Source organism: Bacteroides eggerthii, from assembly GCF_025146565.1.
Lineage (GTDB): Bacteria > Bacteroidota > Bacteroidia > Bacteroidales > Bacteroidaceae > Bacteroides > Bacteroides eggerthii.
Genome location: NZ_CP102258.1, coordinates 1,398,905 through 1,414,426, shown reverse-complemented (window position 1 = coordinate 1,414,426; position 15,522 = coordinate 1,398,905). Strand labels below are relative to the sequence as shown.

General features: G+C 49.3%; 10 protein-coding genes. 9 read left to right on the top strand and 1 reads right to left on the bottom strand.

Translation table 11 applies throughout. From position 1 onward, the window contains the following. The first annotated feature begins 140 nt into the window (after window positions 1-140). The 9 genes from NQ546_RS05540 to pelA all read left to right on the top strand — a co-directional run bounded on the left by NQ546_RS05540 (window position 141) and on the right by pelA (window position 13,457). Entirely contained in the window at window positions 141-1,454 is a 1,314-nt protein-coding gene (locus NQ546_RS05540) for an MATE family efflux transporter (protein ID WP_004289037.1), read from the top strand. Window positions 1,455-1,634: 180 nt separating this feature from the next. Continuing rightward, complete coding sequence (locus tag NQ546_RS05535; RefSeq protein WP_004289036.1) at window positions 1,635-4,133, top strand: heavy metal translocating P-type ATPase; 2,499 nt, start codon at window positions 1,635-1,637, stop codon at window positions 4,131-4,133. A gap of 70 nt (window positions 4,134-4,203) precedes the next feature. Next, on the top strand, window positions 4,204-4,914 hold the full coding sequence (gene pyrH / locus NQ546_RS05530) for a UMP kinase (protein WP_004289035.1): 711 nt from the start codon (window positions 4,204-4,206) through the stop codon (window positions 4,912-4,914). Between the two features lie 152 nt (window positions 4,915-5,066). Continuing rightward, window positions 5,067-5,627, top strand: a complete 561-nt coding sequence (gene frr / locus NQ546_RS05525; RefSeq protein WP_004293724.1) for a ribosome recycling factor — start codon at window positions 5,067-5,069, stop codon at window positions 5,625-5,627. 67 nt (window positions 5,628-5,694) lie between these two features. Next, window positions 5,695-6,627, top strand: a complete 933-nt coding sequence (gene rsgA / locus NQ546_RS05520; RefSeq protein WP_004289033.1) for a ribosome small subunit-dependent GTPase A — start codon at window positions 5,695-5,697, stop codon at window positions 6,625-6,627. Between the two features lie 90 nt (window positions 6,628-6,717). Then, the gene (locus NQ546_RS05515; RefSeq protein ID WP_004289032.1) at window positions 6,718-7,800 is read left to right on the top strand and encodes an efflux RND transporter periplasmic adaptor subunit; all 1,083 of its coding nucleotides are present in this window, start codon (window positions 6,718-6,720) and stop codon (window positions 7,798-7,800) included. Window positions 7,801-7,884: 84 nt separating this feature from the next. Beyond that, window positions 7,885-10,917: an efflux RND transporter permease subunit gene (locus NQ546_RS05510; RefSeq protein ID WP_004289031.1), complete on the top strand. Its 3,033-nt coding sequence runs from the start codon at window positions 7,885-7,887 to the stop codon at window positions 10,915-10,917. After that, on the top strand, window positions 10,914-12,239 hold the full coding sequence (locus NQ546_RS05505) for a TolC family protein (protein ID WP_004293721.1): 1,326 nt from the start codon (window positions 10,914-10,916) through the stop codon (window positions 12,237-12,239). The genes NQ546_RS05510 and NQ546_RS05505 overlap by 4 nt, the downstream gene beginning before the upstream one ends. Before the next feature lie 111 nt (window positions 12,240-12,350). Then, complete coding sequence (gene pelA / locus NQ546_RS05500) at window positions 12,351-13,457, top strand: pectate lyase (protein WP_004289028.1); 1,107 nt, start codon at window positions 12,351-12,353, stop codon at window positions 13,455-13,457. Between the two features lie 263 nt (window positions 13,458-13,720). On the opposite strand, the gene NQ546_RS05495 is transcribed toward pelA, so the two are convergent. Next, window positions 13,721-15,361: a fumarate hydratase gene (locus tag NQ546_RS05495; RefSeq protein ID WP_004289027.1), complete on the bottom strand. Its 1,641-nt coding sequence runs from the start codon at window positions 15,359-15,361 to the stop codon at window positions 13,721-13,723. Window positions 15,362-15,522 lie beyond the last annotated feature (161 nt).

Below are 15,522 nucleotides of genomic sequence, written 5' to 3'. Positions count from 1 at the left end.
ACCCCCATAGGATATCACCCACAAATTTACCAAATTCCTCCTCAATCATCAATAGTCGAAAGTAGAAATATAGTTAATCTTTCCCACAGTTTTTTTCTTTTTCTGCGTACCTTTGTTCCCTCTTAAATAAGATATTACAAATGAAGCATATAGACAGACAGATATTGCAGATAGCCCTGCCTTCCATCGTATCGAATATAACCGTACCTTTGCTTGGTCTAATCGATGTGGCTATCGTAGGCCACCTCGGATCTCCCGCCTATATAGGAGCCCTTGCGGTAGGCGGCATGCTGTTCAATATCATCTATTGGATATTCGGCTTTTTGCGCATGGGAACCAGCGGTATGACATCACAGGCTTATGGTAAACGGGATTTACCGGAAATTGTTCGGTTGCTGATGCGTTCCGTAGGCATAGGACTGGCCGTAGCGCTTTGCCTCATCCTGCTGCAAGTCCCTATCAGGCAAGCCGCTTTCCTTATTATCCACCCCACAGCAGAGGTCAGGGAAATGGCCACGCTCTATTTTCATATCTGCATTTGGGGAGCTCCGGCCATGCTGGGACTATACGGGCTCTCCGGATGGTTTATCGGTATGCAGAACTCGCGTATTCCCATGTACATAGCCATTACACAGAACATTGTGAATATCATAGCCAGCCTCAGCTTTGTCTGTTTTTTCAAGATGAAAGTGGAAGGTGTGGCTTTCGGAACGCTGATAGCCCAGTATGCAGGCTTCATCATGGGACTTGTACTGTGGATGAGCCGTTACGGGAAACTCAAAAAATATATCCTTTGGAAAGGCGTACTGCAAAAGGAGGCGATGATGCGCTTTTTCCAAGTGAACCGCGACATATTCTTACGGACATTGTGCCTGGTCACCGTTACGCTGTTCTTCACCTCGGCAGGCGCTTCACAAGGCGAAATTATCCTTGCGGTAAACACATTGCTGATGCAGCTCTTCACCCTGTTCTCCTATGTCATGGACGGCTTTGCTTATGCGGGAGAGGCACTGAGCGGACGATATATAGGTGCCCGTAACCGGAAAGCATTTACCAACACCACCCGGCACCTGTTCATCTGGGGCGGCTGGCTGGCAGCGTTTTTCACACTGGTCTACGCATTGGGCGGCAACGCCTTTTTGGGACTGCTGACCGACAACAAGGATGTGGTGTCCGCCGCCGGCACCTATTTCTATTGGGCGCTCGCCATTCCTGTTGCCGGAATAGCTGCCTTTATCTGGGACGGCATTTTCATCGGCGCTACGGCAACACGCGGCATGTTGGCATCCATGGCAATAGCGGCAATCTGTTTCTTTGTTGTATATTACGGACTCCGCCCGGTTTTAGGCAACCATGCTTTGTGGCTCGCTTTTCTTGTTTATCTCGCCATGCGGGGAGTTGTGCAGACCCTGCTCAGCCCCAAAATCATAAAGGAGAACTTCACTCAGCCATGAGCCGCTTGCGCTTATTGACTTAAATATCCTAAATATCCAAACCGCCGACAACTTCCTTGACGTATCTTTGTTCCATGAAAAGTTTAACCCAGCTAAACTGCCGGTTTATTCCTATTAAACTTCAAGTTTATCCCTATTAAACCGACAGTTTATCCGGAGCAAATAATTATATACAACCTTATGGCAAATAAAGACATTGTTCAAGAAACTTTTCCCGTATTAGGGATGAGTTGCGCTTCATGTTCCGCACGAGTGGAAAAGACGCTGAATCATCAGCCCGGCGTCCGAAAAGCGGTCGTAAACTACGCTTCGGCAATGGCAACTGTGGAATACGACCTTCAAAACTGTTCACCCGAAACCTTGCAGCAGGCCGTACAGGCTGCCGGATACGACTTACTGATAAAGCAGGATGAAAATATGCCGGACGAAGTGGAACAGGCGCACGACAAAAAGTATCGCGCACTGAAATTCCGTACCACATGGGCCATCGCCCTGTCCGTACCGGTCATGCTCATCGGCATGTTCTTCATGGATATGCCGTATGCCAATCCCGTCATGTGGCTGCTTTCCACTCCCATCGTCTTTTGGCAGGGAAGAGGCTTCTTCGCCAGTGCATGGAAACAACTGAAACATGGCAGCGCCAACATGGACACACTGGTGGCCAACAGTACCGGGATAGCCTACCTGTTCAGCCTGTTCAACATGCTTTTCCCCGAATTCTGGCTGGAAAGGGGCATTCACCCGCACGTTTACTTCGAAGCTGCAAGCGTCATCATCGCCTTTATCCTGCTGGGACGCCTGCTGGAGGAAAAGGCCAAAGGAAACACTTCCTCCGCAATCAGGAAACTCATGGGACTGCAACCCAAAACAGTTACAGTCATCACCGGTTCTTCGTCGGAAAGGATTGTCCCGATTGAACAAATCCGTCCCGGCGACATCATCTTAGTGAAACCGGGAGAAAGGATTGCCGTAGACGGCATAGTTACGGAAGGCAGCTCGTATGTGGACGAAAGCATGCTGAGTGGCGAACCGGTAGCGGTAGCCAAACAAAAGGATGCCAAAGTCTTTGCCGGAACAATCAACCAGAAAGGAAGTTTCCGGTTCAGCGCGGAAAAGGTGGGAACGGATACGCTGCTGGCTAAAATCATCCACATGGTACAAGATGCACAAGGCAGCAAAGCCCCCGTTCAGCAGTTGGTGGACAGGATTGCCGCCATCTTCGTGCCGGTCATCATCGGAATTGCCGTATTATCATTCGTAGCTTGGATACTGCTGGACGGACAGAACGGATTTACGCATGGACTGCTGGCACTGGTTACGGTACTCATCATTGCCTGCCCATGCGCACTGGGACTTGCCACCCCTACCGCCATTATGGTAGGCATCGGTAAAGGTGCGGAAAGAGGCATCCTGATAAAAGACGCCGAAAGTCTGGAAATCGCCAAAAAGATTGATACGGTGGTACTGGACAAAACCGGAACAGTGACCGAAGGAAAACCGGTGGTCGGTGATTGGATACAAGCTGCGCAGGCGGCGGACACAGAAGACATTTTTTACAGCTTGGAGAAATTGTCGGAACATCCGCTTGCCGAAGCGGTAGTCCGCCACTTTAGAAATGCCCGGACTGTGAAGATCGATAACTTTGAGAGTATCACCGGCAGAGGCGTACGAGGCGAATGGAACGGAAAAACCTATTATGCCGGTAACCGTAAATTGCTGGAAGAACACCGGATTAGCATCAGTCAATCACTGTGTGAGGGCGCTGCCCGCCTGACGGCGGATGCACAAACCGTCATCTGGTTTGCCGACCATGAAAAAGCATTGGCAATAGCAGGCATTACAGACCGCATCAAACCGACATCCATACAGGCCGTCAGCGAATTGCAGTCAGCCGGCATCGAAGTCTATATGCTGACGGGCGACAATGAAGCCACCGCCCAGGAAATTGCCCGCAAAGCCGGTATCCTCCATTATAAGGCAGGAGTCTTGCCGCAAGAAAAAGCAGCCTTTATCGGCAACTTGCAGAAGAACGGCAAGAAAGTGGCAATGGTGGGCGACGGCATCAACGACAGCGCAGCCCTGGCACAAGCCGACCTCAGTATCGCCATGGGCGGAGGAAGCGACATCGCAATGGATGTAGCCAAAATGACTATCATATCTTCCGACCTGACCAAAATACCGGAAGCGCTGAAACTCTCCAAGCTGACCGTACGCACCATTCGTCAAAATCTGTTTTGGGCATTTATCTATAACATAATAGGTGTACCCGTCGCAGCCGGCGTGCTCTACCCTGTCAACGGTTTCCTGCTGAATCCCATGATAGCAGGCGCTGCCATGGCATTCAGCAGTGTCAGCGTAGTTACCAACAGCCTGCGGCTGAAGAGGAAAAAGATAGAAATAGCAGAAAGCCCCGCCATCGGCAACGCGGCAAAGCCTGACAATGAAGTGAAACCATTGACAAAGAAAGTCATGAAGAAAGAATTCAAAGTGGAAGGCATGATGTGCAACCACTGCCGCATGCATGTGGAAAAAGCATTGAACGGCATGGACGGCGTACATGCCACTGTGAGCCTTAATCCCCCGGTGGCAACCGTAGAGTTTTCGGAAGGAGAAAAAACACTGGATGAATTGCAAGCCGCAGTAAGCGCGGAAGCCGGTGACTATACGCTGAAAGAATAACTGAAAATTATTTATAGTGATTGGCATTATTTTCCTATCTTTGCCGCTAAGCGAAATAAATTAATAAACTATGGCAACATACAAAAGAATCTTATTGAAACTCAGCGGTGAAAGCCTGATGGGAGAAAAGCAATACGGCATTGATGAAAAACGTCTTGCCGAATATGCGGCACAGATTAAGGAAATTCATGAACTGGGCGTACAAATCGGTATCGTCATCGGCGGCGGAAACATTTTCCGCGGGCTGAGTGGCGCCAACAAAGGCTTCGATCGCGTAAAAGGCGACCAGATGGGCATGCTGGCAACCGTTATCAACAGCCTTGCCTTGAGTTCGGCATTGGTAGCGACAGGCGTAAAGGCACGCGTACTGACGGCGGTCCGCATGGAACCTATCGGCGAATTCTACAACAAATGGAAAGCCATCGAGTGCATGGAAGCAGGCGAGGTGGTCATCATGTCTGCCGGAACGGGCAATCCGTTCTTCACGACTGACACCGGCTCCAGCCTCCGCGGTATTGAAATCGAAGCGGATGTCATGCTGAAAGGGACACGCGTTGACGGCATCTATACCGCCGATCCGGAAAAAGACCCTACGGCCAAGAAGTTCCACGACATTACCTACGACGAAGTGCTGAAACGCGGTCTGAAAGTCATGGACCTTACAGCTACCTGCATGTGCAAGGAGAACAACCTGCCCATTATTGTCTTTGACATGGACACCGTAGGCAATCTGAAGAAAGTGATGCAAGGCGAAGAAATAGGAACGCTGGTGCACAACTAAACTTCACGACAGAGGACACAGAGTCGAATTATTCTTTTAATCAACATAATTGCGGTACAAAAGAAAAAAACTCTGTGGAACTCTGTGCCCTCTGTCGTGAATTAATTATATTTGCAAAGTTCAAATTAAAAGCTACTTCAAACAATAGAAATATGAAAGACGTAAAAGACATCTTAGACGAAGCACAAGAGAAAATGGATATGGCCGTAATGTATCTGGAAGAATCATTAGCCCACATTCGTGCCGGGAAAGCCGATGTTCGTTTGCTGGACGGTATCCGCGTTGACTCTTACGGAAGCATGGTTCCCATCAACAACGTAGCAGCCGTAACCACTCCGGACGCCCGCAGTATCGCTATCAAGCCATGGGACAAAAGCATGTTTCGCGTCATTGAAAAGGCAATCATAGACTCCGACCTCGGTATCATGCCCGAAAACAACGGTGAGATTATCCGTATCGGCATTCCTCCGTTGACGGAAGAGCGTCGTAAGCAACTTGCCAAACAATGTAAGAACGAAAGCGAAACAGCTAAAGTCAGCGTACGCAACGCACGCCGCGATGCTATCGATGCCTTGAAGAAATCCGTAAAGGAAGGACTGGCTGAAGATGCACAAAAAGGCGGTGAGGAAAAGCTGCAAAAGATACACGACAAGTATATCAAGCAGATTGACGATATGCTGGCCGCAAAGGACAAAGAGATTATGACAGTATAAATCCAGTTGAGAGTTGAGAGAGTGCCGACAAATACTCTCAACTCTCAATGTTCAACTTTTAACAGATTTGAGGGGACTCGTTATTAAAAACACAGGAAGTTGGTATTTAGTAAAGACCGACGAAGGAACATACGTTGAGTGTAAAATCAAAGGCAACTTCCGTCTGAAAGGCATCCGAAGCACCAACCCGGTGGCAGTAGGCGACTACGTACAAATCATACTGAATCAAGAAGGTACGGCTTTCATCAATGAAATTGAAGACCGGAAGAACTACATCATCCGTCGCTCATCCAACTTATCCAAACAATCCCATATCCTCGCTGCCAACCTCGACCAATGCATGCTGGTGGTAACGGTGAATTATCCGGAAACGTCCACTACATTCATAGACCGCTTCCTTGCCTCGGCCGAAGCATACCGCGTCCCGGTCAACATCATATTCAATAAAACAGACGCCTACAACGAAGATGAGCTTCGCTATCTGGACGGGCTTATCCGCCTTTATACCACCATCGGCTACCCTTGCTTCAAGGTATCTGCCAAAACCGGCGAAGGCGTCGACACGATAAAGGAAGAACTCAAAGGAAGAATAACCCTCTTCTCCGGACACTCCGGAGTAGGAAAATCCACCCTCATCAACACCATTCTGCCGGAGCTGGACATCAAAACCGGCAAAATCTCCGCCTACCACAATAAAGGTATGCACACCACTACCTTCTCTGAAATGTTTCCCGTACCGGGCAACGGCTACATCATCGACACACCGGGCATAAAAGGCTTTGGCACATTCGACATGGAAGAGGAAGAGATAGGACATTATTTCCCGGAAATATTTAAAGTCTCCGCCAACTGCCGCTATAATAACTGTACCCACCGCCATGAACCGGGATGCGCCGTACGCGATGCGGTGGAGCAGCATTACATCAGCGAATCCCGCTACGCCTCCTATCTGAACATGCTGGAAGACAAAGAAGAAGGGAAATACAGGGCAGCGTATTAATAAATTACTTTTATTAACTTTTCTTGTTTTAAACTTTTTTCTTTCCTTTCAGTCTAAATCTAAGGCTAAATATACTACTAATACTGCAACATGAATAAAAAAGTGAAATGGGGCATCATAATATCCATTGGTGCCGGACTGATAGGCGGGGGTATTTATTCCCAACTTCCCAAAGAAAATGAAGAACTGGCAGCTGCCGACAAAGTAATGACCGGCAAACGCGGAGAAAAGAAAATTCTAAATGTGAACGCTCAAATAATAAAACCGCAACTGCTAAAGGATGAAATACAAATCAGCGGCAGCCTGCTGCCCGACGAAGAAGTAGACCTTTCATTCGAGACATCCGGCAAGATTATCGAGATAAACTTTGAAGAAGGCAGCTTCGTAAAAAAAGGTCAATTGCTTGCTAAGGTAAACGACCGTCCCCTCCAAGCGCAACTGCAAAGATTAGTATCGCAACTGAAACTGGCTGAAGACCGCGTGTTCCGTCAAAATGCATTGTTGGAAAGAGACGCAGTCAGTAAAGAAGCCTATGAACAGGTGAAAACCGAACTTGCCACTCTGAATGCCGACATCGACCTGATAGAGTCCAACATTGCACAAACCGAACTTCGGGCACCTTTCGACGGCGTCATCGGTCTGCGGCAGGTCAGCGTAGGAACATACGCTTCTCCCTCGACCATTGTAGCCAAACTCACAAAACTCTCCCCCCTGAAAGTAGAATTCGCAGTACCCGAACGATATGCCAATGACGTAAAAATCGGTGCAGGTCTGGACTTCATCCTTGAAGGAAAACTGAACACGTTCCATGCCACCGTCTATGCCCGCGAATCAAAGATAGACCCTGTTACCCACACATTAACCATCCGCGCACTCTATCCTAATACCAACAGTGCCGTACTTCCGGGCCGTTATGCCAGCATCAAACTGAATAAGGACGAAATACAAGACGCGCTTGCCGTACCTTCCGAAGCCATCGTTCCGGAAATGGGCAAAGACAAGATTTTCCTCTATAAAGCAGGAAAAGCGCAACCGGTAGAGATAACCACCGGCATCCGTACGGAAGCCGAAGTACAAGTATTGCAAGGCTTGAGCGTAGGCGATACGGTCATCACTTCAGGAACCTTACAACTGCGCACAGGGTTACCGGTTACATTAGACAATATAAATTAATGACCCACTATGAATGATGAATTGCTATGCCGCATGGCAGCCCGGCTGTTCATAACTCATAATTTATAATTCATAATTCACACCATGAATATATCCGAATTAAGCATACGGCGACCGGTACTCTCCACTGTATTGACACTGATTATCCTGCTCTTCGGTTTCATCGGGTACAACTACCTCGGTGTCCGCGAGTATCCGTCAGTGGATAACCCCATCATTTCCGTATCCTGCTCTTATCCCGGAGCAAATGCCGACGTTATCGAGAATCAGATTACAGAGCCGCTGGAACAGAACATTAACGGTATTCCGGGAATCCGTTCCCTCTCCAGTGTCAGCCAGCAAGGTTCATCGCGCATTACGGTGGAGTTCGAGCTCTCCGTAGACCTGGAGACAGCCGCCAATGACGTGCGCGACAAAGTTTCACGCGCACAACGTTATCTGCCCCGCGACTGCGACCCTCCCACCGTATCCAAAGCCGATGCGGACGCTATGCCTATCCTCATGGTAGCCTTGCAGAGTGACAAACGTTCCCTGCTGGAACTCAGCGAAATAGCCGACCTCACCGTAAAGGAGCAGTTACAGACCATTTCCGACGTAAGTAGTGTGAGCATTTGGGGAGAGAAACGTTATTCCATGCGCCTATGGCTCGACCCTATCAAGATGTCCGGTTACGGTATTACCCCCATCGACGTAAAGAATGCGGTGGACAATGAAAACGTGGAACTTCCTTCGGGCAGTATCGAAGGAAACACCGTTGAGCTCACCATACGTACCCTCGGACTGATGCACACAGCAGAAGAATTCAACAATCTCATCCTGAAGGAAGACGGCAACCGCATTGTCCGGTTCAGTGACATCGGCCGCGCCGAACTTGGTCCGGCGGACATCAAAAGCTATATGAAAATGAACGGAGTGCCCATGGTGGGTATCGTAGTAATCCCGCAACCGGGCGCCAACCATATCCAGATTGCCGATGCCGTATACGAACGTATGGAGAAGATGAAGAAAGACCTCCCGGAAGACGTGCACTACTCATACGGTTTCGATAATACCAAATTCATACGCGCCTCTATCAATGAGGTTAAACAAACGGTGTATGAGGCATTCATACTCGTTATCATCATTATCTTTTTGTTCCTCCGCGACTGGCGCGTCACACTGGTTCCCTGCATCGTAATCCCCGTTTCACTCATCGGCGCCTTTTTCGTCATGTACCTGGCAGGATTCTCCATCAACGTGCTTTCCATGCTTGCCATTGTGCTTGCCGTAGGACTTGTGGTGGATGATGCCATTGTAATGACTGAGAACATCTATGTCCGTATCGAAAGAGGAATGCCTCCGAAAGAAGCCGGTATCGAAGGAGCCAAAGAGATCTTCTTTGCCGTAATCTCCACCACAATCACGCTGGTAGCAGTATTCTTCCCCATCGTATTTATGGACGGTATGACGGGACGCCTGTTCCGCGAGTTCAGCATCGTGGTGTCCGGTTCTGTCATAATCTCTTCCTTCGCCGCACTGACATTTACGCCGATGCTGGCCACCAAGCTACTAATAAAAAGAGAAAAGCAAAGCTGGCTCTATCGCAAGACAGAGCCGTTCTTTGAAGGCATGAACCGCATTTACAGCCGTTCTTTAGCAGCTTTCCTACGCAAACGCTGGATTGCACTGCCCTTTACGGCAGCAACCATTCTGATCATTGGCTTTCTATGGAACTACATTCCCGCGGAAATGGCGCCGCTGGAAGACCGTTCGCAAATCAGCATCAACACACGCGGCGCCGAAGGTGTCACCTACGAATATATTCGTGACTATACGGAAGACATCAACCTGCTTGTAGACTCAATTACGCCTGATGCCGAAGCAGTAACCGCCCGCGTATCCAGCGGCAGCGGTAACATACGCATCACCCTGAAAGATATGCAAGACCGCGATTACACCCAAATGGAAGTAGCAGAGAAGCTGTCGAAAGCAGTACAGAAAAAGACTATGGCCCGTTCCTTCGTCCAGCAGTCTTCTTCATTCGGCGGACGACGCGGCGGCATGCCTGTGCAATATGTGTTGCAAGCCACCAATATTGAAAGGCTGCAGGAAGTACTGCCTAAGTTCATGGCAAAAGTGTACGAGAACCCTGTGTTCCAAATGGCAGACGTAGATTTGAAATTCAGCAAACCGGAAGCACGCATCAACATCAACCGCGATAAGGCAAGCATCATGGGTGTCAGCACCCGCAACATCGCCCAAACCCTGCAATACGGATTAAGCGGCCAGCGCATGGGCTACTTCTACATGAACGGAAAGCAATACGAGATATTAGGAGAAATCAACCGTCAGCAACGCAACAAGCCCGCCGACCTGAAAGGTATCTACATCCGCAGCTCTCAGGGAGATATGGTACAACTTGACAACCTGATAGAACTGACAGACGGTATCGCTCCGCCCAAGCTATACCGTTACAACCGTTTTGTGTCCGCCACTATCTCTGCCGGACTTGCCGATGGCAAGACTATCGGACAAGGATTGGACGAAATGGACAAGATAGCCAAAGAAACGCTGGACGACACCTTCCGCACCGCCCTCACCGGCGACTCCAAAGAGTATCGCGAGAGTTCTTCCAGCTTGATGTTTGCCTTCATCCTGGCAATCCTGCTTATCTACCTCATCCTTGCCGCCCAATTTGAAAGCTTCAAGGATCCGTTGATTATCATGCTGACAGTACCCCTTGCCATTGCCGGAGCATTGGTATTCATGTATTTCGGAGACATCACGATGAATATATTCAGCCAAATCGGCATCATCATGCTGATTGGTCTGGTAGCAAAGAACGGAATCCTGATTGTAGAGTTCGCCAATCAGAAACAGGAAGCCGGCGAGGACAAGATGCAAGCCATCAAAGATGCCGCCCTGCAACGTCTGCGTCCTATCCTGATGACAAGCGCTTCTACCGTACTGGGATTGATACCGCTGGCTTTCGCAACAGGCGAAGGCTGCAACCAACGCATCGCCATGGGTACGGCCGTAGTAGGCGGTATGCTCGTATCCACTCTGCTCACGATGTACATCGTCCCCGCCATTTATAGTTATGTATCCACCAACCGAAGTAAACTAAAGAACGAATGAGACGTACGATTTTATCTTTCTTAATCATTCTGTGCACCGCGCTTGCCGCTCAAGCGCAACCTGCACCCATCTATACCCTGAAATCTTGTTTGGAACAGGGACTGCTGAACAACTACTCCCTGCGCATAACCCGCAACGAGCAGCAAGTCAGCAAAAACAACGCCACCCTTGCCAATGCCGGATACCTGCCCACGCTCGACCTCTCTGCCGGCTACCGGGGGACATTGGACAATACCGAAACCAAGCTGCGTGCCACAGGCGAAACCACCAAAGAGAACGGCGTGTTCGACCAGACCATTGATGCCGGTATCAACCTGAGCTGGACCATCTTCGATGGTTTCAACATCACTGCCAACTACCAAAAGCTCAAAGAGCTGGAACGACAAGGCGAGACCAACACCCGCATCGCCATCGAAGACCTGATAGCCAACATCGCCGCCGAATATTACAATTATGTACAGCACAAAATCCGTCTGAACAACTTCCGCTATGCCGTATCGCTCTCCAAGGAGCGCCTGCGCATCGTAGAAGAACGCTATCACATAGGTAACTTCTCCCGTCTGGACTACCAACAGGCCAAAGTGGACTTCAACGCCGACAGTGCGCAATACATGAAGCAGCAGGAATTGCTCCACACCTCGCGTATCCAGCTGAACGAACTCATGGCAAGCGAGAATGTGGACCAGCCTTTCATTATCCGGGACAGCCTCATCGACGTCAGTGACAAACTGAACTTCGAGGAACTCTGGAATGCCACCTTGCAGGCCAATGCCTCTTTGCTGAAAGCGGAACAGAACAACACCCTGGCACGTCTGGACTATAAAAAGGTAAGCTCACGAGACTACCCATACGTGAAGATGAACGGCGGTTACGGCTATACTCTCAACAAATATGACATCTCCGCCAACAGCCGCCGCAGCAATCTCGGACTCAATGTCGGCGTCACTGTCGGCTTCAACCTCTTCGACGGCAACCGCCGTCGTGAGCGCCGCAACGCACGCATCGCTGTGCAGAACGCCCGCTTGGAACGAGAGCAACTGGAACAAGCCCTGCGTGCCGACCTGAGTAATCTGTGGCAAGCCTATCAGAATAACCTCCAGATGCTGAACCTTGAACGCCAGAACCTTGTCGCAGCCAAAGAGAACCATGAGATTGCCATGGAACGCTACATGCTCGGTAATCTTTCCGGTATTGAGATGCGCGAAGCGCAAAAGAGTCTGCTGGATGCCGAAGAGCGTATCCTCTCGGCAGAGTACGATACCAAGCTATGCGAAATATCCTTGCTGCAAATCAGCGGAAAAGTGGAACAGTATTTAGAGTAGGCATATCCAATAAATCACAATATTTACCCCCTTAAAAAACAAATATTACCATCTTCTCTTCAGAGTTTTCCCTATTTTTGCTCTCAAAGAACCTAAAAAAGCAATAATAGTATGAAACGAGCAATCCTCTTCTGTGCATTGCTCGCCCTCCTCATGGGAACCAATGCACAGGAAACAACCAATTACAAAGAGAAACATCCCTATAAGGACTGGGTAAAAATAGCTCCTAAGCTGGATGATGCTTTCTTCACCACTCCCGAAGCCATCCGCATTGCCGACAACGTATTACTCTATCAGCACACTACCGGAGGCTGGCCTAAGAATGTCTATATGCCGGCCGAACTGACAGCCGATGAGTATAAAAAAGTCCTTGCCGCCAAGAACAACGTCAATGAAAGCACCATTGACAACAGCGCCACCAGTACGGAAATCCGCTATCTCTCCCGCATCTACCTGGCCACCCGCATAGAAAAGTACAAGGATGCCGCCTTAGAGGGAATACGTTACCTGCTGAAAGCCCAATATCCCAATGGCGGCTGGCCCCAATTCTGGCCACGATCCAAGGGTTATTACACCCACATCACCTACAACGACAATGCAATGGTGAACGTGATGAACTTACTGCGCGATGTTTACAGCAGGAAAGCGCCGTACACTTACGTACCGGACAGCCTTTGCCAACGCGCCCGCACCGCCTTCGACAAAGGCGTGGAATGTATCCTCAAGACTCAAGTGAAACAAAATGGAAAGCTAACTGTGTGGTGCGCCCAGCATGACGAACACACACTCGCTCCCGCCAAAGCCCGCGCCTACGAACTTCCCTCACTCAGCGGCGCCGAGTCGGACAACATCGTTCTGCTACTGATGTCCATTCCAGACCCCTCGGCCGAGATTATCGCTTCCGTAGAGGCTGCCATTGCGTGGTTCAAGGCAAGTAAGATTATCGGTATCATGCGTAAGAACTTCACCGACAGCGAAGGCCGGACAGACTACCGGATGATTCCCTGTCCGCAGGATGATTATCCCTGCCCCGTACTTTGGGCGCGTTTCTACACCCTTGAAGACAACCGTCCTTTCTTTTGCGACCGCGACGGAGTGAAGAAGTACGACATTTCCGAAATAGGCTATGAGCGCCGTAACGGTTATAGCTGGTACAACAATACCGGATTGAAAGTATTGAAAAAGTACGAACAGTGGAAAAAACGGATAGGGAACTAAGCTGTTATTTATCAAGAGCATACATATACCAACAAGTTTCAACGTTTGGTACGACAAATACCAATGATTGGTACCGACTATACCAACGATTGGTAGGGAACCTACCAAACAGTGGTACAGCTTGTACCAAACGTCGGTACTAAAAGAAACAAGCAGCAGAAATTCCGTCACTTTCCCATGCAGCCCGCTTGTCATAATACGAAAAGCCGCTCACAGAACTATTTCCGGAGCGGCTTTCATTATCTATATTCGGAGCACCCGAATTATTTACTGCAATTCCATGGCTTCAACTGCTTGAAGAAGTCATTCCCCTTGTCATCCACCAGGATAAATGCCGGGAAGTCCTCCACTTCAATCTTCCAGATAGCCTCCATACCGAGTTCGGGATATTCCACACACTCGATGCTCTTGATATTGTTCTGCGCCAGAATAGCTGCAGGACCACCGATAGAACCGAGATAGAAACCGCCGTACTTCTTGCAGGCGTCTGTGACTTGCTGGCTGCGGTTACCTTTGGCAAGCATAATCATGCTGCCGCCATGACTTTGGAAGAGGTCTACGTAGGGGTCCATACGTCCGGCAGTTGTCGGGCCCATTGAACCGCAAGCCATACCCTGCGGAGTCTTGGCAGGACCGGCATAGTAGATGGGATGATCTTTGATGTACTGCGGCAAGTCCTCACCACGATCCAAACGTTCTTTCAGCTTGGCATGAGCAATGTCGCGACCCACGATGATAGTACCGTTCAGAGACAGGCGGGTGGAAACCGGATACTTGGTCAGCTCCTTCAGGATATTCTCCATCGGCTGGTTCAGATTGATCTTCACCACATCACCCTCGCCGGCCTTACGGAGTTCGGCAGGGATAAGTTCTCCCGGATTGCTGTCGAGCTTTTCAATCCAGATACCTTCTTTATTGATTTTACACTTGATGTTACGGTCTGCAGAGCAGGAAACGCCCAAACCGACAGGACAGGAAGCACCATGACGCGGCAAACGGATGATACGCACATCGTGAGCCAAATACTTGCCGCCGAACTGTGCGCCAAGACCAATCTTATGAGCCTCTGCCAATACCTGCTTCTCCAATTCCACGTCGCGGAAAGCACGACCGAACTCATTACCGGTAGTAGGCAGGTTGTCATAGAAGTGAGTGGACGCCAGTTTCACCGTCAGCAGGTTCTTCTCTGCCGAAGTGCCGCCGATGACGAATGCAATGTGATAGGGCGGACAAGCAGCCGTACCCAGCGTCTTTATCTTTTCGATGAGGAACGGAACCAGTGTTTCGGGGTTCAGTATAGCCTTGGTCTCCTGATAAAGGTAGGTCTTGTTGGCAGAACCTCCACCCTTAGTCACACAAAGGAACTCATACTCCATGCCTTCGGTGGCTTCAATGTCGATCTGTGCCGGAAGATTGCACTTCGTATTCACTTCATCGTACATATTGAGAGGCGCATTCTGGGAATAACGCAGGTTCTCTTCCGTATATGTCTTGTAGACACCGAGTGAGAGGGCCTCTTCATCGCAGTAACCCGTCCACACCTGCTGTCCTTTTTCACCATGAATGATGGCCGTACCCGTATCCTGACAGAAAGGCAGCACGCCCTTAGAGGCAACTTCGGCGTTGCGCAGGAAAGTCAAAGCCACATACTTGTCATTGTCGCTTGCTTCGGGATCGCTCAAAATCTTAGCAACCTGTTCGTTGTGCGAACGGCGCAACATAAACGAAACGTCCCGGAAAGCCGCATTGGCCATTGCAGTCAAACCTTCTTTTTCAATCTTCAGGATAGGTTTTCCTTCAAACTCGCTTACAGACACGTAGTCTTTCGTAAGCAGATAATACTCAGTTGTATCCTTACCCTTCTCGAACATGGGCTGATACTTGAACGGAGGTGTTGTTGCCATAATTACTTGTTCATTTAATGTTTAAAAGTGATTCGTGACACAAAGACAGTGCAAACCGAAAGCAGAAACAAATTTATTTGCATCATGCTGAGGTGCAGCCTGTCTTCGCACAGCAAAGGTAGCAACTATTATCGAAATATTTCTTTAATCAAGGTGAAAAC